The organism is Curvibacter sp. GW821-FHT09D12 (assembly GCF_059416245.1).
This window is the reverse complement of the sequence record NZ_JBWKOU010000001.1, coordinates 423,656-444,188: the sequence shown is the minus strand read 5'-3', so window position 1 is coordinate 444,188 and position 20,533 is coordinate 423,656. Positions and strand designations below refer to the sequence as shown.

18 protein-coding genes are annotated in these 20,533 nt (G+C 66.2%); 9 read left to right on the top strand and 9 right to left on the bottom strand.

Features of this window, described 5'->3' with window-relative positions; all coding sequences use genetic code 11:
- Positions 1-77: 77 nt before the first annotated feature.
- The 8 genes from AC07PT_RS02090 (at position 78) to rbp (ending at position 10,736) form a co-directional block, all read left to right on the top strand.
- Positions 78-704, top strand: coding sequence for a protein phosphatase CheZ (locus tag AC07PT_RS02090; RefSeq protein ID WP_492345276.1), 627 nt, complete (start codon positions 78-80; stop codon positions 702-704).
- Between the two features lie 310 nt (positions 705-1,014).
- Entirely contained in the window at positions 1,015-2,388 is a 1,374-nt protein-coding gene (locus AC07PT_RS02085; RefSeq protein ID WP_494655612.1) for an OprD family outer membrane porin, read from the top strand.
- An 18-nt stretch (positions 2,389-2,406) separates the two neighbouring features.
- Complete coding sequence (locus AC07PT_RS02080; protein ID WP_494655611.1) at positions 2,407-3,222, top strand: histidine phosphatase family protein; 816 nt, start codon at positions 2,407-2,409, stop codon at positions 3,220-3,222.
- Between the two features lie 103 nt (positions 3,223-3,325).
- Complete coding sequence (locus tag AC07PT_RS02075) at positions 3,326-4,594, top strand: MFS transporter (RefSeq protein ID WP_494655610.1); 1,269 nt, start codon at positions 3,326-3,328, stop codon at positions 4,592-4,594.
- A 40-nt stretch (positions 4,595-4,634) separates the two neighbouring features.
- The gene (locus tag AC07PT_RS02070; RefSeq protein WP_494655609.1) at positions 4,635-7,391 is read left to right on the top strand and encodes a beta-glucosidase; all 2,757 of its coding nucleotides are present in this window, start codon (positions 4,635-4,637) and stop codon (positions 7,389-7,391) included.
- Positions 7,392-7,499: 108 nt separating this feature from the next.
- Entirely contained in the window at positions 7,500-9,626 is a 2,127-nt protein-coding gene (locus AC07PT_RS02065; RefSeq protein ID WP_494655608.1) for a glycoside hydrolase family 3 N-terminal domain-containing protein, read from the top strand.
- Positions 9,627-10,055: 429 nt separating this feature from the next.
- Positions 10,056-10,265, top strand: a complete 210-nt coding sequence (locus tag AC07PT_RS02060) for a hypothetical protein (protein WP_494655607.1) — start codon at positions 10,056-10,058, stop codon at positions 10,263-10,265.
- 120 nt (positions 10,266-10,385) lie between these two features.
- Complete coding sequence (gene rbp, locus AC07PT_RS02055) at positions 10,386-10,736, top strand: RNA-binding regulator (protein WP_492345269.1); 351 nt, start codon at positions 10,386-10,388, stop codon at positions 10,734-10,736.
- A gap of 230 nt (positions 10,737-10,966) precedes the next feature.
- Here the strand turns inward: rbp and AC07PT_RS02050 are convergent, their stop codons facing one another.
- The 8 genes from AC07PT_RS02050 to AC07PT_RS02015 all read right to left on the bottom strand — a co-directional run bounded on the left by AC07PT_RS02050 (position 10,967) and on the right by AC07PT_RS02015 (position 18,915).
- Entirely contained in the window at positions 10,967-12,664 is a 1,698-nt protein-coding gene (locus AC07PT_RS02050) for a glycoside hydrolase family 3 protein (protein WP_494655606.1), read from the bottom strand.
- A complete protein-coding gene (locus tag AC07PT_RS02045; protein WP_494655605.1) occupies positions 12,642-13,676 on the bottom strand; it encodes a helix-turn-helix transcriptional regulator in 1,035 nt (344 codons plus the stop codon). Before AC07PT_RS02045 ends, AC07PT_RS02050 begins: the two co-directional genes overlap by 23 nt.
- Before the next feature lie 217 nt (positions 13,677-13,893).
- On the bottom strand, positions 13,894-14,400 hold the full coding sequence (locus tag AC07PT_RS02040) for a disulfide bond formation protein B (RefSeq protein WP_492345266.1): 507 nt from the start codon (positions 14,398-14,400) through the stop codon (positions 13,894-13,896).
- A 1-nt stretch (position 14,401) separates the two neighbouring features.
- On the bottom strand, positions 14,402-15,517 hold the full coding sequence (locus AC07PT_RS02035) for a sulfate/molybdate ABC transporter ATP-binding protein (protein ID WP_492345265.1): 1,116 nt from the start codon (positions 15,515-15,517) through the stop codon (positions 14,402-14,404).
- A gap of 11 nt (positions 15,518-15,528) precedes the next feature.
- Positions 15,529-16,461 (bottom strand): sulfate ABC transporter permease subunit CysW, encoded by a 933-nt coding sequence (gene cysW / locus AC07PT_RS02030; RefSeq protein WP_492345264.1) that lies wholly within the window; start codon positions 16,459-16,461, stop codon positions 15,529-15,531.
- On the bottom strand, positions 16,458-17,321 hold the full coding sequence (gene cysT / locus AC07PT_RS02025; RefSeq protein WP_492345263.1) for a sulfate ABC transporter permease subunit CysT: 864 nt from the start codon (positions 17,319-17,321) through the stop codon (positions 16,458-16,460). The genes cysW and cysT overlap by 4 nt, the downstream gene beginning before the upstream one ends.
- Before the next feature lie 5 nt (positions 17,322-17,326).
- Positions 17,327-18,337 (bottom strand): sulfate ABC transporter substrate-binding protein, encoded by a 1,011-nt coding sequence (locus tag AC07PT_RS02020; RefSeq protein ID WP_492345262.1) that lies wholly within the window; start codon positions 18,335-18,337, stop codon positions 17,327-17,329.
- A complete protein-coding gene (locus AC07PT_RS02015; protein ID WP_494655604.1) occupies positions 18,334-18,915 on the bottom strand; it encodes an RBBP9/YdeN family alpha/beta hydrolase in 582 nt (193 codons plus the stop codon). Before AC07PT_RS02015 ends, AC07PT_RS02020 begins: the two co-directional genes overlap by 4 nt.
- Before the next feature lie 361 nt (positions 18,916-19,276).
- Between AC07PT_RS02015 and AC07PT_RS02010 the strand changes: the two genes are divergently transcribed.
- Complete coding sequence (locus AC07PT_RS02010; RefSeq protein WP_492345260.1) at positions 19,277-19,888, top strand: FMN-dependent NADH-azoreductase; 612 nt, start codon at positions 19,277-19,279, stop codon at positions 19,886-19,888.
- A gap of 95 nt (positions 19,889-19,983) precedes the next feature.
- Here AC07PT_RS02010 and AC07PT_RS02005 read toward each other — a convergent pair whose 3' ends face one another.
- Complete coding sequence (locus AC07PT_RS02005) at positions 19,984-20,463, bottom strand: cupin domain-containing protein (RefSeq protein WP_492345259.1); 480 nt, start codon at positions 20,461-20,463, stop codon at positions 19,984-19,986.
- Positions 20,464-20,533 lie beyond the last annotated feature (70 nt).

Here is a 20,533-nt window from a genome sequence, read left to right as displayed (position 1 = left end):
GAAAATTGTGACGAAAGTCTACAAACCCCGGTGTGACCAACCGCGTGCCCCCACGCTTCAGCCCAGCCCCAACGCCCATGACCGACGACCACGGACCTGAAATTGCCCACAACCAGGATGAAGTCGATGTCCACTTTCGCCTGGGCCAGCTCACCCGTCAGTTGCATGACTCGCTCAATGCCCTGGGCATTGCCGACAAATTGCACGGCGCGGCCGAAGAGCTGCCCGATGCCAAGAGCCGACTGAGCTACATTGCCCGCCTGACCGGCGAGGCCGCCGAAAAGGTGCTGAACTCGGTCGACAAGACCAAGGCGGCGCGCGAACCGGTGGATGTGGAAACCCGGCGCCTGACCGAGCTGATCGAGCGCTATCCCGGCACCACCTTCACGGGCAAGGATTTGCTGACCTACCTGCACCTGGTCAGCCAGTCGAATGCGGCGATGGACGAAAACCTGACCGACATCATGATGGCTCAGGACTTCCACGACTTGACCGGCCAGGTCATCGCACGGGTGGTCAATCTGGCCTCCGACATCGAAAAGCAGTTGCTGGACCTGCTGGTCAGCACGGCTCCTGACGGCAGCAGCAGCCCGGCCCCGGCGACCAAGGACCTGCAAGGCCCGGTGGTGGACGGCCAGGCCAACCGCGAGGTCGTGACCAACCAGTCGCAGGTGGATGACCTGCTGGCCAGCCTCGGATTCTGAGCCCCTTTCCAACCCCTCTGTGGCGCTTCGGCGCCCTCCCGCATCGGCCTGGCCACCGCCCGGGCCAGCCCTGCCCAACCGGCGCGCCACCCCGGCGCCACGCCGCATCGGCCTGAATACCCCCGTACTTTCCCGCACAGGTCAGGATTTGCCCCTGTGCCTGTCAGCTTTTGGCGCAGACGCCATGGCGATCTCTTTGAAGAATGCGCTCGTCCGATTCGCAGCTGCGGATTCGTCGCTGCGTGACGCAGGCCACCCTGCGTGACGCCAGCACAGCGCGGGTCGGACGACGACCACAAGGAGACTCTTTTTGATTCAAGCCCCCACCCGCCTGCGCCCCCTGCTCGGGCTCGCGACCTTCGCCCTGATCGGCGGCCCCGCGATGGCTCAGGACAGTGCAGCCGACAACACCAGCAGCGCGGCCAAGCCCGCCTGGCACACCGGATACGCCCTGATCGACGACAGCCACCTGAGCCTGCACCTGCGCAACCTGTACAAGGCCGGCACCAGCACCCCCGATGCCGCGCTGCCGCCCAACTACCACACCTGGGTTCAGGCGTCATCGCTGGACTTCAGCAGCGGCTATTGGGCTGATGCGGTCGGCTTCGACCTGTCCTACGACACCGCGCTGAACATCAGCACCGGCACCGATGCCAGCGGCTTCACCGACGGCACCCTGCCACGCAACCCGGCCAGCTTCAGCCGCATCGGTGAACACGCGCTCAAGCTCAAGTGGCAGGCCGACGAAACGAACTTCAAGTCGCGCCTGGGGGTGCAGAAGGTGTCCAACATGGGCATGCTGCACGCACGCGACAGCCGTGCGCTGGAGAAGCTCTACAGCGGCGCCCGCCTCGATGCCCAGCAAGGAGCCTGGAGCGGGCTGGTCGCCGTGGTGGATGCCAGCATCGACCGCAACGAGACCTTCAAGCGCCGCTTCACCACCGCCAAGGGCACGGCCATCGACTACCTGGCCACCGCGCAGATCAAGTGGGAACCGCAAAAGAACCGCTCGCTGCTGTACTTTGCCGGTGCCGCACCGCACTACGTGATGCGCGAAGGCCTGGAAGGCGTCTGGCAGGCCGACCCCAGCCAAAAGGGCTCGCTCAAGACCGAGGGCTTTCTGTACCACAACCGCGCCCTCAGCGTGTGGCAGCAGGAAAACGCCAATTCCCGCCGCGGCTTCGACCGTGACGCCTACCACACGGCGGTTCGCTTCAGCGGCCAAGCCGACAAAACCCTGTTGCAGGGCGGTGCCACCTACACCCACGCCCCGAACAGCAACCCCAACGGCATGGGCTTCTTTGAGTACAACATCGCGCGCAATGCCGTGGGCCGATTCGTCAGCCCGGCCTACAACGGGATGATCGACTACATGAACCACCGCGAGCTGATGGTGTTCGGCACAGCGGTACAGCCACTGGACCGCGAATTCAGCGTGGGCGCCGGCGCCTACTACGGCAGCGGCATGAAGTTCAAGGGCGTGGGCCTGTCGCATGGCGACGTGATGGTGTTCGTCGAATACAAGCCCAGCTTCCTCAAGGGCCTGCACACCGTGGTGGCCTATGACTGGTCGCGCAACTGGCGCGAGGTTCAGGGCGTGCCCGACGTCACCCAGGGCCGACAGCTCAATGCCAGCAAGACGGGGCCGATGATCCGCCTCGACTACCGGCACGAATTCTTCTAAACCCGCAGGAGACACCTCATGATCCTCAAGAACATCCTGCGCCGGAGCTTTGGCCTGAGCCTGCTCGCTCTGGCCCTCGGCGCCCCCATGGCCCAAGCCGCACCGGCCGAAGAAGCGGAAGTCCATCTCTTCCTGACCCGCCATGGCAAGACCATGCTCAACATCAGCGACCGCGTCCAGGGCTGGTCGGATGCCGTGCTGACCCCCGAGGGCATCGCGGTGGCGCAAGACCTGGGCCGCGGCCTGAAAAACACGCCCTTCGCGGCGGTGTACAGCAGCGACAGCGGACGCGCGATGGAAACCGCCCGCGTGGTGCAACAGTTCAGCGGCCAGACGCAGTTGCCCCTGCAGATCGACTCGCGCCTGCGCGAGTTCAACTTCGGCAGCTATGAGGCCGACCTCAACGCCACCCTGTGGGACGACGCGGCACGTTTTGACGGCTTGCCTCTGGGGCCTTGGCTTGAAAAGTTCACGCCCAAGCGCTTTGCCAACACCGTCGCTGCCATGGACCGCCAGCGTGGCACCACGCATGGCAAGACCTGGCCGGCCGAGGACTACGCCACCATCACCCAGCGACTGACCAGTGCCCTGACCGACATCGCCAGCCAGCAGGCACTCAAGGGTGGCGGCAAGGTGCTGGTGGTTTCGCATGGCCTGGCCATCGCGGCCGTGGTGGACACCCTGGCCCCCGGCAACAACTACCCGCTGCACAAGCCGCTGTCCAACGCCAGCATCACCGAGGTCGTCTACCGCGGTGGCCGTTTCGAGGTGCTGACCTTCAACGAAATGAAGTACGTCAAGGCAGGCCAGGCAGCCGCCAAGGGCAAGCCGTAACCCAGCCCCCCGCGCACGCCTGTGCGCCCCTGCCCGGCTCCAGCAGGCCCCTGCCCGGGGCCGGGCCCCGACGCGCCCCTACCTCACCCCCCCCCACACCTCCATGACCACAGCCCAACGCGCCCCCGACACCCTGCTGCCCGGGCGCACCGCCCCGGCGCGCGCCTCACGCCGCTTCATTGCTTTGTACGGCCTGGCCACTTTCGGCTTCTGGATGGCCGTGATGACCCCGGTCATCGTCACCATGGCCCTCAAGGTGAACCAGTTGGCCCCCGACAGCAAAGAGTCCACCCTGGCCTGGGTGCTCGGCATCGGGGCCTTCGTGGCCATGATTGCCAACCCGGTGGCCGGACTGTTCAGCGACCGCACCCGCTCGCGCTTCGGCATGCGCCGCCCCTGGCTGGTCGGCGGAGCGCTGCTGGGCTTGGCCGGCTTGGCCATCGTGGCCATCAGCCCGTCGGTGTGGATGCTCATGGTCGGCTGGTCGATCGCCCAGTTGGCCTACAACGCCGTCCTGGCGGCCCTGATGGCCTTGATGCCCGACCAGATTCCTGAATCTCAGCGTGGCGCCGTCGGCGGCCTGCTGGGCATGTGCATGCCGGCCGGCATCCTCGCCGGGGTGTACGTGGCCCAGGAGACAAGCAGCCTAGCCCAGATGTTTTTGTTGCCCGCGGGCCTGTTCACGGTCTTCGTGCTGGTGCTGTGCGCCAGCATGCGCGACCGCATGGCCCCCGCACAGTTGCCCGAAGCACTGGGCCTGTCGGGCTTTGCCCGCAGCTTCCTGATCAGCCCGCATGGCGCCCGCGATTTTCTGTGGGCTTTTGCCAGCCGCTTCATGCTGCTGCTGGGCATCGCCACCCTGATGACCTACCAGGTGTTCTACATGCTCGACAAGCTGGGGGCGAGCACCGAGGCCGTGCCCGACATGATGTTCCGCTCTACCCTGGTGTCGTCCATCACCATCGTGCTGTCGAGCCTGGCCAGTGGCTGGCTCAGCGATCGCAGCGGGCGGCGCAAGGCCTTTGTGCTGATGGCCGCGCTGATCTACGCGGCCGGTCTGCTGGTCATCGGCGTGGCCCATGACTTTCAGGGCCTGCTGCTGGGCGTGGGCGTGTGCGGCCTGGGCCAAGGCATGTATGTGGCGGTCGACCTGGCCCTGGTGACCGAAGTGCTGCCCAACCCCGATGAGGCCGCCAAAGACCTGGGCCTGTTCAACCTGGCCAGCGCCATGCCGCAATCCGTGGCGCCCATGATCGCCCCCCTGTTCCTGGCCTTGGGCGGCCCCCAGAACTACAGCGCGCTGTTCACCGCCGCGGCCGTGTTCGCCTTGTTGGGCGCACTGGCCGTGCTGCCCATCCGCAAGGTGCGCTGATCCCCTCTCTTCAACAGAAACTTCCTGCAGCCCTGATCCCATGAACACCCTGAATCCCCTGCACGCCGACTGGCGCCACCAACCCGGCCTGAACGAACGCGTGGCCGAACTGCTGGCCCGCATGAGCCTGAACGACAAGATCGAACTGGTCAGCGGTGACCTCAACTACAACTTCGGCTTCTACAGCGCGGCCGTGGCCGGCCCCGGCCTGCCCGAACTGACCATGGCCGACGGCCCTTGCGGCGTGCGCATCAACAATGGCGCCGTGCATGGTGGCCGCGCCACCGCCCTGCCAGCGCCGATCGCCCTGGCCGCCAGCTGGAACACCGAACTGGCCCAGCGCTATGGCGACGTGCTGGGCTGGGAGGCCCGCGCCAGCGGCCACAACGTGATCCTGGCGCCGGCCGTGGACATCGCACGTGTGCCGGTGGGCGGGCGCACCTTCGAATCCTTTGGTGAGGATCCCCTGCTCAATGCCCGCATGGCGCTGGCGGAGATTCCGGCCATCCAGGCTCACTCGGTTGCCGCCTGCCTCAAGCACTACGCCGTCAACAACCAGGAGCACGAACGCGCCAGCGTGAACGCCGCGGTGGACGAAGCCACCCTGCGCGAAATCTACCTGCGGCCGTTCGAGGCCGTGGTGCGCCACAGTGCCGTGGCCTCGCTGATGGGGGCCTTCAACCGTGTCAACGGCGTTTTTGCCTGCGAGAACCACTGGCTGCTGGACCAGGTGCTGCGCCGCGAGTGGGGCTTTGCGGGCTGGGTGATGAGCGACTATGCCGCCACCCACAGCACGGCGCCCTCGGCCCTGGCCGGCCTGGACCAGGAGCAACCCTCGGGCCAGCACTATGGTGAGCGCCTGCAACAGGCCGTGGAGCAAGGCCAGGTGCCCCTGGCCACCCTGGACGAGATGTGCCGCCGCATCCTGCGCACCATGGTCGGCCTGCAGCTGATTGAGCGCCCGCCCGTCATCGCCCCCTTGAACGACGAAGCCCACCGCAGCGTCGCCCAGGCCGTGGCCGAACAGGCGGTGGTGCTGCTGAAGAACGACGACGCTCTGCTGCCGGTGCGCCCCGAGACCCTGCGCCGCGTGGTGGTGATCGGCCCGGACGTCGACAACGCCAGCGTGGCCGGTGGCGGCAGCAGCCGGGTGCAACCGGCCCATGCCGTGAGCCTGCTCGAGGGTCTGCGCCAGCGCCTGGGCCCCGATGTGCTGGTACAGCATGCCGTGGGCAGCGACCCCATCTCGTCGGCCGATCTGCTGCCAGGGCCCGATTCCCTGCCCAGTGGCTGCCTGCGCAGCGGCCCCGAGGCCGATGCTGGGCCCGGCCTGCACACCCGCTTCTGGAACAACCCCCACCTGGGCGGCGAGTCCTGCTTTGAATGCGTGATGCCCCAGGTGGCCCTGAACGGCGGCTTCTTCAATTTCCCGGGCTTCGACGCCAACTCCAGCCGCTACCCCAAGCTGCCCAATGAACTGTCGGGAGGCATCTCGGCGCGCTTCACAGGCCGCCTGGTGGTGCCCACCAGTGGCCGCTACGAGCTCTGCGCCACCTTGTTGGGCACACTGCGCATCTGGCTCGACGGCGAGTTGGTGCTGGATGCCTTCCGCGCTGGCGGCGGCTCGGCCAGTGGGGCCGGTGCCTCCGGCGCTGCCTGGGGCGCCCATGCTGACGTGAAACGCGCCACCGATGGAAGTGACAGCCCGGTGGCACCCGACTGGCCCGTGGCCCAGGCCCAGATGAACCTGCGCGCCGACAGCCTGCCCGAAGCCCGCGAACTGCCACCTCAGCCACTGGGCAGCGGCGGCGGCGAGGCGGGCCCGCCCCCCGAAACAGCCGGCGTCGCCCTGGAACTGCAGGCGAGTGCCCAGGGCCATGAGCTGTGCATCGAGTACCTGGCCAACGCCCCCTCGCAAGGCTGGCTGACCGGCGCCCAGGTGCGCCTGGGCTGGCGCCCGCCCAGTGAAAGCCCTACCGCGTCGGCGCGCGAAGCCTGCGCTCTGGCCGAAGGCGCGGACCTGGTGGTGGTGGCAGTGCGCAGCTACGAAACCGAGCAGATGGATCGCCCCGACCTGCGACTGCCCAACAACCAGGCCGCCCTGGTGCGCGCCGTGGCCGCGGCCAACCCGCGCACCGTGGTGATCAACATGAGCGGCGGCCCGGTCGAGACCGAAAGCTGGGAAAGCGGCGTGCCCGCCATCCTGCAGGCCTGGTACCTGGGGCAGGAACAAGGCAGTGCCCTGGCGCGCATTCTGGTCGGCGATGTGAACCCCTCGGGCAAACTGCCGGTGAGCTTTCCACTCAGCGCCCATGGCCTGCTGCGCAGCCGCGCCCAGTACCCGGGCGAGGACGGCACCGTGCATTACAGCGAAGGCCTGCAGGTGGGCTACCGGGGCTTCGATGCACGGGCCTTGCCGGTGCGCTTTGCCTTCGGCCACGGCCTGTCCTATACCCGCTTTGAGTACAGCGATCTGCAAGTGCAAGCCGATGCCGACGGGCTGGAGCTCAGCTTCACGGTACGCAACAGCGGAGCGTGTGCCGGCCGCGAAGTGGCCCAGGTCTACCTCGGCCTGCCCGTGCCCGGCCAGCCACCCCATCGCCTGGTCGACTTTGCATCCCTGCCGCTGGCTGCCGGCGAAAGCCACCGGGTGCACCGCCGCATCAGCCGCAACGACCCGGGCCACCCCCTGAGCGTCTGGACCGAGAGCGGCTGGCAATGTGCCCGCGGCCCGTTGCGGGTGGAGGTTGGCAGCTCCTCACGCGACCTGCGCCTGACAACCCAGGTGCTGTTCTGAATTGCCCAACACAGCCTCGCCAGACCCTGCAGGCCTTCTGCGGACCATCTGCGGGCTCTGGCGAAACTCAAACCCCCGGGTCGGCCTGGTGCCGGCCCTGCCCTCCCTATGACCGAACACGACATCGAGCAACTGATTTCCCGCATGACCCTGGCCGAGAAGCTGGGCCAGATGACCCAGGTGCAGCCGCATGGCCGCGACCAGGAAGAGCGCGTGCGCCGGGGTGGCGCCGGCTCCCTGATCAACGTGGTGGGTGACGATGCCTACCATTACCAGTGGCTGGCGGTGGAACACTCCCGCCTGGGCATTCCGCTGCTGCTGGGCCGGGACGTGATCCACGGCTTTCAGACCGTGTTTCCGATCCCCCTGGGCCAGGCCGCCGCCTTCGACCCCGAGCGCGTGCGCCAGGCCGCCGCGCATTCGGCGCGCGAAGCCGGCGCAGCCGGCGTGAACTGGACCTTCTCACCCATGCTGGACGTGGCCCGTGACCCGCGCTGGGGGCGGATTGCCGAGAGCTTTGGGGAAGACCCGCTGCTGATCTCGCGCCTGGGCGTGGCCATGGTGCAGGGCTACCAGCAAGAAGGCGTGGCGGCTTGCGCCAAGCACTTTGTGGGCTATGGCGCGGCCGAAGGCGGGCGCGACTACAGTGCCACCGACCTGGCCCCGAGGGCCTTGCTCGACACCTATCTGCCCCCCTTCCTGGCAGCCCAGCAAGCCGGTGTGATGACGGTGATGAGCGCCTTCAACGACCTCGACGGCGTGCCCGCCACCGGCCACGAAGACCTGATCCGTGGCACGCTGAAAGAACGCTGGGGCTTTGATGGCCTGGTGGTCAGCGACTGGTGCTCGGTGACCGAGATGATTGCCCACGGCTTTTGCGAAAACGCCGCCGCGGCCGCCCATGCCGCCGTGAGCGCCGGCGTCGACATGGAAATGGCCAGCACCAGCTATGGGGACCACATTGCGGGTCTGATCGAACAAGGCCTTCTGGACGGGGCCCTGGTCGACGACGCCGTGCGCCGCATCCTGCGCATCAAGGCCCGACTGGGCTTGTTCCAGCACCCCTATGGCGCACCCGACCGCACCCCAGCCCAGCGCCCGGCGGCCACCCAACTGGCACGCAGCCTGGCCCGCGACAGCTGCGTGCTGCTGAAAAATGAGCACGGACTGCCCTTGGGCGAGCACGCACGGCGTGTGGCGGTGATCGGCCCCCTGGCCGACGCCCCAGGCGAACAACTGGGCTGCTGGGTGTTCGATGGCGAACGCCAGCACAGCCAGACCGTTTTCGCGGCCTTGCAGGAGCGCCTGGGCCCCCGGCGCGTGGTGCATGCCCGCGGCCTGGAGCACTGCCGCAGCCACGATCTGGACGGACTGGACGCGGCGGTCGCCCTGGCCCGCAGCGCCGAGGTGGTGGTGCTGTGCCTGGGCGAGGACGCCGGTCTGAGCGGCGAAGCCCACTGCCGAGCCCACCTCGACTTGCCCGGCGCGCAGCAGACCCTGCTGGAGGCCGTGGCCGCCACCGGCGTGCCCGTGGTGCTGGTGATCATGGCCGGCCGCCCCCTGGTGCTGGGGCCGGTGCTGCCGCACGCCCAGGCCGTGCTGTACGCCTGGCACCCGGGCAGCCAGGGCGGCCCGGCCATCGTCGATGTGCTGTGCGGCGAGTCCCCCAGCGGACGCCTGCCGGTGAGCTTTCCGCGCAGCGTGGGCCAGATCCCCATCTTCTACAACCACAAAAACACAGGTCGCCCGCCCCATCCCGATGCACCCAGCATCCCCTCGGGCACCCCGCTGGACCCGAGCGGCTTCTTTGCCGCCTACCTCGATGAGGACCACCGGCCCCTGTTCCCGTTCGGCTTCGGCCTGGGCTATACCCGCTTCGAGTACAGCGACCTGCAACTGTCGGCCAGCCAGCTCACACCGGGCGGCACCCTGTGCGCCTCGGTGCTGCTGAGCAACACCGGGCACCGCAGCGCCACCGAAGTCGTGCAGCTCTATGTGCGCGATCTGGTGGGCTCGGTGACCCGCCCGGTGCGCGAGCTGAAAGACTTTCAGCGCATCAGCCTGCTACCCGGCGAAAGCCAGCGCGTGAGCTTCGAACTGCACACCGACGCACTGCGCTTTCATGACCGGCATCTGCGTCTGGTCTGCGAGAGCGGACGCTACGAGCTGTGGATCGGGCCCGATTCGGCCTCGGGGCCGAGCGCGGGGTTTGAGGTGACCACGTCGCAGGCGTGAGGCCTCAGGGCACCAGGCGCCGCAAAGCGACTGCGGCATCCACAATCCCAATCCCCTGGTAAGACGCCAGGGGGGGCAGATTTTGTTTGTGTCCAGGCACGATCAGACCTGGGCGTGCCGGCCCCATGCCAGCCCGGCCACGCCTTGTTGGTTGGTAAAAGCACTCTTTTTGTGAAAGCACTCTTTTATTCCAAAAAAGTATTTATTCATGAAACAACATGAATTACTGTTATATTCACCGGGTGGTGGCCGGAGCCAACAAAGCTGGCAAAAACCAGGAACCACACACAAAAGAGTGCGCCGCCTCATTGTTGATGCAGCCCCTTCAGTTGGTTTGTAGAGCTGCAGCCAACAGCGTTTCCAATGCTCACGCGGCTCGATTCGAGCCTGCGCTTCTGAATGAATCAGATTTCAAAGACCTCCATTTCCATGGGCAAGTACGTCGTTTCGCCCACGACACATCAGACCGATTGCGGCCGCTTCCGTGCCTCTTTTTCGGTCCACCGCTCTCTCGGCAATGGCAGCTACTGCCGCGTTTTCCGCTTCGACAAGGCCTTCGCCTCGCGTGATGCGGCCCGGCTCTATGCCGTGACACAGGGCTGGTTGCAAACGTGCATGGCCTCGCCTCCCGTTTGCTGACGACTCGCTCCAGGCAGATCCGATCCAATCCCCCCCCAGCTGCAGCGCGCCTCAGTGGCGCCCGCCAGCATCATGAATGGGTGCCACCAGCTGCGCACCGCACCTCAGAAAGGCTCCAACATGAGCACCAAAATCTACGTGGGCAATCTGCCCTACTCCGTCGACGACGCCAGCCTGAAAAGCAATTTTTCCGAGTTCGGCAGCGTTTCATCCGCCAAGGTGATGATGGACCGCGAAACCGGTCGCTCCAAGGGCTTCGGCTTTGTGGAAATGGCCTCCCTTGAGGTGGCCCAGGCCGCCATCACCGGCCTGCACGGCATGTCTGTCGATGGCCGCTCCATTGTGGTGAACCTGGCCCGCCCGCGCGAAGATAACAACAAGTCCGGCGGCTACAGCGCTGCCGGTTACACCGCCACCCAACGCAAGGATGTTGGCTATGGCACGGGCGGATACGGCGGCGGACGCTACTGATCTCCGAACTGCACAACTGCACAGTTGAAAGGCCTGCTCTTGCGAGCAGGCCTTTTTTCATGGCGCGTCCGACACCGGCGCACACGTCCTTTGGGATTGAGGGGCGAGAATCCCCCAGAAGACTCGGACTTCAAGCACCTGTCGAGGTGTCGGGGCCCTGATCTTTTCAAACAGCGCGCCCACGGCCTGGGTGTGCAGGGTGTTCGCTCTGTGAAAATCGCATGGGGACGCTAGCGCAAAGCGCCCCAAGCCGCCATCGCGGCCCCCACTTCCACGGGGCTGCGCCCCGACCAGGGTGCCCGGCCCAGCAGGGCTTGTACGCAGGCCTGCTGCATGGCCGGCACGGGCGAGTAGGCATTGATCCAGCAGCGGCAACCCGAGGCATCCGCCAGGTGATAGGGGTTGCCAAAGGAGATCAGCAGGTGTGGCAGGGTGTGCCAGTGGCGCTCCATGGCGCGGGCGGTGTCGCCGTGCAGGCGCTTCCAGTCCAGGCGCAGGCTGCCCCGGCACATGCCGGCCTCACGGGCCAGCACATAGATCAGCACGTCGTGCAGGTCGGGATCGACCAAGGTGTGGGGACGGTAGCGGGTCACGACAAAGCCCTCGGCCTGCAGCAGTTCAGCCATGCGCAGATCGGGCAAGGGCTGGCCGAAGGGGGTTTGTCGCTCGCCCTCTTCCACCAGCAGGATGCGGCGGTGGCGTTGGGGCACCAGAGGCAGCAGGCCGTCCAGGTCGCGCACCCGGGTCAGGGCCGCAGCGGCACATTCGCGGGCCCATTGCTGTTCCTGGTCGCGTTCGGTGGTCTCATCGGGCCCAACCGAAGGGGGGGCACCGGAGCGTCGCGGTGACGGTACCAGGCCCAGCACGCATTGCAGCGCCAGCACCCGCGCCAGGGCTTGGTTGACCCGGGCCCAACTCAGGCGCCCCTCGGCCAAGGCCCGCTCCAGATACGCCACATCAAGCTCGGGCTGCCCCGAGAACAGCAACATGTCACAACCCGCAGCGACCGCCTGAGGCAGGGTCTGCCAACGGGGACCACAGGCTGAAAAGCCGGCCATCAGCGTGGCATCCGACAGCAAGAGCCCCTCAAAACCCAGTTCACCGCGCAGCCACTCGGTGCTGAGCACCGGCGACAGGCTGGCGGGCCGGCTCAGCCCTTGGTCCAGGGCGGGCAGCCCGATGTGGCCACACAAGACGGTGCGCACGCCCGCCTCGATGGCGGCGCGCCACACCGGGGCATAGCGGGCCAGCCAGGCCTCACGCGACAGGCTGTTGCAACTGGGCTCCAGGTGGTGGTCCCGCCAGTCCACACCATCGCCGGGCCAGTGCTTGGCGCTGGCGGCCAGCCCCTGTGCCTGCAATCCTTGCACAAAGGCCCGCGACAAGGCGGCCACCTGGGCCGGTTCGACACCGAAGGAGCGGGTGTTGACCACCGGGTTGTGCGGATTGAGGTCCAGATCGACCACGGGCGACAGCACCCAGTTGACCCCGCAACGCCGCGCCGCCTGGGCCGCAGCCTGCCCCATGCGGCGGGCCCAGACGGTGCGCCCGGTGGCGGCCACCGCCATGGCGTTCGGAAAACCCAGCCCATCGGCACCGGTGTGCTCACCAAACTCGATGTCGGCTGCGACCAGCACATCCGCCCGCCCCAATGAGCGGGCATGGGACTGTAGCTGGCTCACCAACCGGGCGCTGTGCTCATCAGGGGCGCCCGGCACAAACAATCCACCCACGCCTTGTGCCACCCAGGACTGATAGCGCTCCGGGGTGCCGTCGGCCAGGGCCAGCACCAACAGCCGCCACAGGCGCTGACGTGGCGGCAGGGTTTGCAACTGCTGCGTCACCCAGGCACGCTGCCAGGGCTTGAGGCTCAGTGGTCCCGACGCCGGCAAGGCGTCTGCAGGCTCAACTGTTCGAGGGCGGGACATAAGCTTGCAGCAGACGCATGGCGTCCAGCTCGTTCGCCGCGCCGTAGGCGCTGCCAGCGCGCCCGGGGACCACCCGATGGGCCAGGCGCCATTCACCTGGGGTGCAACCCAGCGCGCGGCGAAAGGCCAGGTTGAACGCCTTGGCATTGGGAAAGCCACAGGACAGCGCCACATCGAGCAAGGTGCCGGTGACGGGCCGACTCAGGGCATCGAGGGCCCGGCGCAGCCGCACCAGGGTGATGAACTGGCCGAAGGTGTTGCCCGTCTCGGCCTTGAACAGCCGGGCCAGGTAGCCGCTCGACCAGCCCAGGGCCTGGGCCACCTCCCCCACCGAGATGGGCTCGGCCACATGGTCCTGCACATACTGGCAGACCCGCTGCAGGCGCCGGCCCAGGGCCTGCTCCTCCTCGGGCAGCAGCATGGGATGGGCCTCGGGCCCCAGCGCCGAGGGCAGGCCACGGATCAGGCACGACACCATTTGCAAGACACCGGCCTCGATTTCGAGCTTCCAACCCGGGCGCTGCAGGCGCTGCTCCCACATCATGGACGCCAGCAGCCCGCGCAGTCGGTCTCGCAAGGGGCGCAAACTGGGCTCGCTGTTGAGCCCCTCGATCTGAAAACGCCGGCGTCGAAACTCCGGGTCATGCCGCGCACCGGCGGGGTCCAGTTGCAGGCACAACACCAGATTGGCGCCCCCCAGGTCGTGGCTGGCATGGGGCTCGCCCGCATGCACCAGGGCCAAATCACCCGTCCGTACCCGCTGCAAGCCCATCGCGGTGTGCAACTCGACCTCGCCGTTGAGCACCAGCAAAAGCTCGAAGGCCGAATGCAGGTGCAGCCCCACGTCTCGCACATCGTGGAAAAACAGGCGCAGAGGCAACTCGGCCGGAAAGCCAATGCGCTCTACCTGCCAGCCCAGGGTGCGAGGTGGCCCAACGGGCGCAGCCAACGGCGTGGCCTCAGGCAGATTGCTGTCGTCAAGTGAAAATGCCGAACCAATTTCCAAGGCCATGTGCCGCGCTCCAGTGCGTGTCATGCGGCGGATCACTGACCCAGTTCCGGCGCAGGAACGGCGCGGATTCTGGCCCCAAAGGAGGCGCTGGCTTGTCAGCGAACACCTCGTATTGCTCCGATCGTCGCTAAAAACGCACCGGCCAACGGCTCCAGACGTGAAAAAGCCGCCCCAAAGGGCGGCTTCTTGGCTGAGGGGTCGCAACGGTTGGAACGACTCAACGACGGCGTTGGCGCAGCAGCAGCAGCACCGAAGCCAAGGCCAGGCCGACAAACACCACGAACGACCAGTTGGCGATCGAGCCCCCCAGAAAGGTCCAGTCGATGGCCGAGCAATCACCGCTGCCCTTGAACACCATGGGGATCACGCGCTGCAGCGGAAAGGCCTCGATCATGCCGTAGAGGTCGCGGCCGCAGGTCAGCACCTCGGGCGGGTTCCATTGCAGCCAGCTCTGGCGTGCCGCCACAAAGGCGCCAAAGCCCGAGGTCAGCAGGATCAGCACACCACCGGCCAGCCAGCCGCCGCGGCGCGGCGACAAGGCTGCCAGCCCGGCCCAGACCGCCACCAGCAGCAAAGCGTAGCGCTGCACGATGCACATCGGGCAAGGCTCCAGCCCGACCACGTGTTGCAGGTAAAGCCCGAAGGCCAGCATGCCCAGGCAAGTGGCGCTGGCCAGGGCCAGCAACAGGCGCGGTGCGCGGTCGAACCAGTTCAGCAAAAACAAATCAGTGTCCTTCAACAAACACGCGAGCGCGGCGTGGCGTGACCACCAGCAGCTCGCCTTCACGGAAACCCAGATCACGGTATTGTTGCGCAGGGATTTGCGCCTCGATGATCGTGTCCTGGGTGCGATTTTCCGCTGTTTGGTGATCTTCGGACGGAATAAGTTCCAACCTGGCGATCGGCCCCACCACGATGGCCCGGCTGAGCTGGGCCACGATGCCCCGCGGGCGGCCCTGCGCATCGATGCCGGCCCCCGGCACGTGGCGCTCGACCTCGAAGTCGTGCGGGCGCACATAGGCTGAAGCCTTGGCGTTCTGCGCACTGGCGTGTTCGGGTGAATCGATCTGCAAGCCCTCCAGATGCACCTGGCCTTCGTGAGCCCGGCCATGGAACAGGTTCACATCGCCCAGGAAACCATACACGAAGGGACTGGCCGGGTGATCCCAGACCTCTTGGGGCGAGCCGCTCTGCTCGACCTGGCCCTGGTTCATCAGCACCACGCGGTCGGCCACTTCGAGGGCTTCTTCCTGGTCGTGGGTCACGAAGATGCTGGTCACGTGCAGCTCGTCATGCAGGCGGCGCAGCCAGCGGCGCAGTTCCTTGCGCACCTTGGCGTCCAGCGCACCAAAGGGCTCGTCCAGCAGCAGCACCTTGGGCTCGACCGCCAACGCGCGCGCCAGGGCAATGCGCTGGCGCTGGCCGCCCGAGAGCTGGCTGGGGTAACGGTCGGCCAACCAATCCAGTTGCACCAGCTTGAGCAGGTCGTGCACCTTGGTCTTGATCTGGGCATCGCTGGGGCGCTCGCCGCGCGGCTTGACGCGCAGGCCGAAGGCCACGTTCTCGAACACCGTCATGTGCCGGAACAGCGCGTAATGCTGGAACACAAAACCCACGCCGCGCTCACGCACGTGCACGTCGGTGGTGTCCTCGCCCGAAAACAGGATGCTGCCGGTGTCGGGGGTTTCCAGGCCGGCGATGATGCGCAGCAAGGTGGTCTTGCCACAGCCCGAGGGGCCAAGCAGGGCGATGAGTTCGCCCGAGTCGATGTCGAGGCTGACGTCCTTCAGGGCATGGAAGTCGCCGAAATGCTTGCTGACGTTGCGGATCTGAATGCTCATGTTCTTCTTCCTCAGGCGATGGCGCCCTGGCGGGCCTGGACGGCGGATGGGGCGGTTGGGGTCGCCGGGGCTTCAGGCGGCTGGGCCTCGGCGTCGCGCATTTCCTTCTCGTGGCGCCACTCGACCACCGACTTGATCAGCAGGGTGACCAGCGCCAGCAAGGCCAGCAGCGTGGCCACGGCAAAGGCCGCCACCGACTGGTATTCGTTGTAAAGGATCTCGACGTGCAAGGGGATGGTGTTGGTCTGACCCCGGATGTGGCCGGACACCACCGAGACAGCACCGAACTCGCCCATGGCGCGGGCATTGCAAAGGATCACGCCATAGATCAAGCCCCACTTGATCTTGGGCAGGGTGACCAGCCAGAAGGTCTGCCAGCCGCTGGCGCCCAGCACGATGGCGGCCTGCTCCTCGTCGCTGCCCTGGGCCTGCATCAGCGGGATCAGCTCCCGGGCGATGAAGGGAAAGGTCACGAACACAGTGGCCAGCACGATGCCGGGCACGGCAAAGACAATCTTGATGTCGTGCGCCTGCAACCAGGGGCCGAACCAGCCCTGTGCACCGAACATCAGCACATAGATCAGGCCGGCCACCACGGGCGACACCGAGAAAGGCAGGTCGACCAGGGTGGTCAGAAAGGACTTGCCCGGAAACTCGAACTTGGCGATCGACCAGGCTGCGGCGATGCCAAACACCAGGTTCAGCGGCACGGCCACGGCGGCGGTCAGCAAGGTGAGGCGGATGGCCGACCAGGCATCGGGCTCCTTCAGGGCCTCAACGAAGGGCCCCAGGCCTTTGCGCAAGGCCTCGGTGAACACCGCGGCCAGCGGCAGGAACAGGAACAGGGTCATGAACACCAGCGCCAGGCCGATCAACAACCATTTGACCCACACGGCCTCGGTGGTGCCGGCCTTGACGCGGGCGATGGGCTTGCGTGCGCTCATGCCGGAGCTCCTGAATGACGGCGCTGCCAGGTTTGCAGCGCATTGATGACCAGCAACAGCACAAACGAGATCATCAGCATGACCACGGCCACCGCCGTGGCACCGGCATAGTCGTACTGCTCCAGCTTGCCAATGATGATCAGGGGGGTGATCTCGGAAATCATGGGCATGTTGCCGGCAATGAAGATGACCGAGCCGTATTCGCCGATCGCACGCGCAAAAGCCATGGCAAATCCGGTCAGCAAGGCGGGGGCGATGGACGGCAGGATGACCCGCAAAAAGGTCTGCAAGCGGGTGGCGCCCAGGCAGGTGGCGGCTTCCTCGAGTTCTTTTTCAGCGTCTTCGAGCACGGGCTGCACGGTGCGCACCACGAAAGGCAGGCCGATGAAGATCAGCGCGATCACCACGCCCGCCGGCTTGAAGGCCACCGGCATGCCCCAGGCCTCCAGGTACTGGCCCACCCAGCCATTGCCGGCCAGCAATGCCGTCAAGGAGATGCCGGCCACGGCGGTGGGCAGCGCGAAAGGCAGGTCCACCAGCGCGTCGACGATCTTCTTGAACGGAAAGGTGTAGCGCACCAGCACCCAAGCCACCAACAGGCCGAACACCACGTTGACCAGGGCCGCAATCAGAGAGGCACCGAACGTCAGGCGGTACGAGGCCAGCACGCGCGGTGCCGTGACGGCATGCCAGAACTGATCCCAGCTCAGGGTGCTGGTCTTGAACAGCAGCGCCGACAGCGGAATCAACACAATCACGGCCAGGTACATCAGGGTGTAGCCCAGCGTGAGACGAAAACCGGGCAGCACCCGTTTCGCGCCCCCCCGCTTGGGGGGCGCATGGCTGACAGAAGTGGTCATGGGGTTTACCGGGCGCCAGGGGCGTAGAGCTTGTCGAACTGGCCACCGTCATTGAAGTGGACCTTCTGGGCCTCGGCCAGGGAGCCGAAGTAGTCCGACACGGCAAACAGCTGGATGGGCTTGAAGACGTCGGCGTGCTTCTTCAGCACCGTGGCCGAGCGGGGGCGCAGGGCATGCTTGGCCGCGATTTCCTGAGCCTCTTCGGAATACAGGTAATCCAGGTAGGCCTTGGCGAGTTCGCCCGTGCCCTTCTTGGCCACGGTGCGCTCCACCACGGCCACCGGGTTCTCGGCAATGATGCTGATCGAGGGGTGCACCGCATCCACCTTGCCGGCGCCGAACTCGCGGTCGACCGACACCACTTCGGATTCGAAGGTGACCAGCACGTCGCCGATGTTGCGCTGCAAAAAGATCGTGGTGGCATCGCGCCCGCCCTTGGCCAGCACAGGCACGTTCTTGTAAAGCTTGCTGACAAATTCGGCCGCCTGGGCATCCGTGCCGCCCTTCTTGCGCACATAGCCCCAGGCCGCCAGGTAGGCCATGCGGCCATTGCCGCCCGTTTTGGGGTTGACCACGATGACCTGGATGCCGGGTTTGATCAGGTCGTCCCAGTCCTTGATGTTCTTGGGGTTGCCGTTGCGGGTCAGGAACAGCATGGTCGAGGTGGTGGGCGAGGCGTTGCCCGGGAAGCGTTTGGCCCAATCCTTGGCCACCACGCCGGTGCTGGCCAGAAAGTCGACATCGGTGGTGGTGTTCATGGTCACCACGTCGGCCTCCAGCCCGTCGTTGACGGCGCGCGCCTGGGCGCTGGAGCCGCCATGGGCCTGGTCGATCTTCACGTCCTTGCCCGTGGTCTTCTTCCAATGGGCGACGAAGGCCGCGTTGTAGTCCTTGTAGAACTCGCGGGCCACGTCGTACGAGGCATTGAGCAAAGTGGTGGTCTGTGCGCCTGCCAGCGTGCCGGTCGCCAGCATCAGGGTGGCCAGGGCCAGTTTGATTTTTGTCTTCATGGTCATTCTTGTGTCGAGGAAACAGGGTGTGGGGTGACAGGTTGGCCCAGGGCCAGATCACCCGCCAGGGATTGCAACAGGGCCAGGCCCAAGGGCCACTCGCCATGCCCGGACTCCACATTGATGTGGCCGGCGTCCTGCAAGCGAACCAGCTCGCTTCCCCAGGACCGCGCATAGGCGCCGGCCAGCCGGATCGGGCAAAACGGGTCGTTGCTGCTGGCCACGAGGATACTTCGGTATGGCAAACGCTCACACGGCGCCGGGGCAAAGTCACTGAGCACAGCGCGGCGTTCCGGGTCGGCCGGAGCCACCAGCAGCGCCCCTTTGACGCGCTCACGCAGGTCGGCAGGCAAGTGCACCACCGCCATGCACCCCAGGCTGTGCGCCACCAGGACCACCGGGGCCTCAGCGGCCTCGATGGTCTCCCCCAGCGTGCGCACCCAGGCCGCCCGGCTCGGCGTGATCCAGTCATCCTGGCGCACACGACGCGCTGCCGGCAGGCGCTCAGCCCACAGGCTTTGCCAATGGCCGGGGCCGGAATCCCGCCAGCCCGGCACGATGATCACAGAGGTTGAGCGGGCCACGGCCTCAGCCCCACACCGGGACGCCACGCGCCATCAAGGCCTGGGCGCAGGCCGGTTGGGCGGAAAGGTCAAAAGCCGTCATGCAAACATCCTGATTAGAAGCGTCGGACGCATTCTGCGAACAAGGCTTTAAAACGAGAACGAATAGTTCGTTGTTTGTTTATGCGAAATTTCGCATGTAGAGCACCAACCCGTCCGAGTCAGCGGCCGTCTTGCAACCGCCATCCAAGGTGCTCCCCGTCGATTGGACTCACAAATGGAACAATGCATTGCAAAAATGCTGGCTTATCAGCAATTGGCGCGCCGGTGACAATTCACACACCGCCCAACGGGCCCTTTTCTACCCTCGAAGGAAGATTCCATGAAACTGCTTCACATTGACTCCAGCGTGCTCGGCGACAACTCGGTTTCGCGTCAACTGACGGCACAGACCGTGGCCCAGTGGAAAGCACGCAACCCGGGCGCCGAAGTCAGCTACCTGGATGTGGCCGCACAAGCCCCCAGCCACCTGAACGGCGACTCGCTGGGCTTTCGTCTGCCCGCAGGCAGCGCGCTGACCGAAGTGCAACAACGTGAAAACGCCATCTCGGAAGCCCTGGTGACGCAATTTCTGGCGGCCGACGTGATCGTGGTCGGTGCCCCGCTTTACAACTTCAGCGTCCCCAGCCAGCTCAAGGCCTGGATCGACCGCATCTGCCAGGTGGGCCGCACCTTCAAGTACACCGACAAGGGCCCCCAAGGCCTGGCCGGTGGCAAGACCGTGGTCGTGGTGTCGACACGGGGTGGCAAGTACTCCATCTCGGAAGCCGGCAATGCCATGGAACACCAGGAAAGCTACCTGAAGACCGTGTTCGGCTTCCTGGGCATCACCGACGTGCGCATCGTTCGCGCCGAAGGCCTGAACATGGGCCCCGAGGTCAAGGCAGAAGCCCTGGCCTCTGCCGAGAAAGACCTAGCCACCGCCCTGGCCTGACGGCGCGCGGCCTGATCGGCCGCCCTGCCCCCCCACAAGCCCACCAGCCCATCCGTGCGGTGGGCTTTTTTGTACCCAATTGCGCTCGGCCGTGCTCAGTCAGGCCGTTGCAAGCGCCTGAACGCCCGCACCAGGCGCCCGGGCTCGTGCAGGCTGAAGGCCTTGCGCGCGTGCTGGGGCACATGCCAGACCGCTCGCGTTCCGGCGATGAAGGTGGCGGTGTCGCCCGGCTTGAGGGTGAATTCGCGTCCCTGGTACTTCACTTCGACCAAGCCCTCAAGCAGGTGCACAGTTTCATCGACACCAAACTGCCACTCGAAGGTGCTGGGGCCGTCGCAAGCCCACAGCCCGGTAGTGGTGCGCCCGTCGGGCGACCTGCTGATCTCGGTGGCGCGGAAGTTCGGGCTACCCTCCAGCACCCACTCGGGGTTCACATTGAAGGAGGTCAGGGGGCGGTGAACCGAAGCCATGGACGGCGGGTTCGCATGGCGCAGGTAGGTGACGCCATCCCAGGCGGCCACCAGGGCCAGCGCGGTCAGAGCCCCACCCAGTGCAATGGAGACGTTTTTTTTCATGACGGTATCAATTATGCCGAAACCGTCACGACGTTAACGCTTTGTAAAGACGCCCCTCCTGAAGTGCCTC

Coding starts and splice junctions, on each gene's coding strand:
- AC07PT_RS02090 (WP_492345276.1), top strand. CDS start 78: ATGACCGACGACCACGGACCTGAAATTGCCCACAACCAGGATGAAGTC.
- AC07PT_RS02080 (WP_494655611.1), top strand. CDS start 2,407: ATGATCCTCAAGAACATCCTGCGCCGGAGCTTTGGCCTGAGCCTGCTC.
- AC07PT_RS02075 (WP_494655610.1), top strand. CDS start 3,326: ATGACCACAGCCCAACGCGCCCCCGACACCCTGCTGCCCGGGCGCACC.
- AC07PT_RS02070 (WP_494655609.1), top strand. CDS start 4,635: ATGAACACCCTGAATCCCCTGCACGCCGACTGGCGCCACCAACCCGGC.
- AC07PT_RS02065 (WP_494655608.1), top strand. CDS start 7,500: ATGACCGAACACGACATCGAGCAACTGATTTCCCGCATGACCCTGGCC.
- AC07PT_RS02060 (WP_494655607.1), top strand. CDS start 10,056: ATGGGCAAGTACGTCGTTTCGCCCACGACACATCAGACCGATTGCGGC.
- rbp (WP_492345269.1), top strand. CDS start 10,386: ATGAGCACCAAAATCTACGTGGGCAATCTGCCCTACTCCGTCGACGAC.
- AC07PT_RS02050 (WP_494655606.1), bottom strand. CDS start 12,664: ATGTCCCGCCCTCGAACAGTTGAGCCTGCAGACGCCTTGCCGGCGTCG.
- AC07PT_RS02045 (WP_494655605.1), bottom strand. CDS start 13,676: ATGGCCTTGGAAATTGGTTCGGCATTTTCACTTGACGACAGCAATCTG.
- AC07PT_RS02035 (WP_492345265.1), bottom strand. CDS start 15,517: ATGAGCATTCAGATCCGCAACGTCAGCAAGCATTTCGGCGACTTCCAT.
- cysW (WP_492345264.1), bottom strand. CDS start 16,461: ATGAGCGCACGCAAGCCCATCGCCCGCGTCAAGGCCGGCACCACCGAG.
- cysT (WP_492345263.1), bottom strand. CDS start 17,321: ATGACCACTTCTGTCAGCCATGCGCCCCCCAAGCGGGGGGGCGCGAAA.
- AC07PT_RS02020 (WP_492345262.1), bottom strand. CDS start 18,337: ATGACCATGAAGACAAAAATCAAACTGGCCCTGGCCACCCTGATGCTG.
- AC07PT_RS02010 (WP_492345260.1), top strand. CDS start 19,277: ATGAAACTGCTTCACATTGACTCCAGCGTGCTCGGCGACAACTCGGTT.
- AC07PT_RS02005 (WP_492345259.1), bottom strand. CDS start 20,463: ATGAAAAAAAACGTCTCCATTGCACTGGGTGGGGCTCTGACCGCGCTG.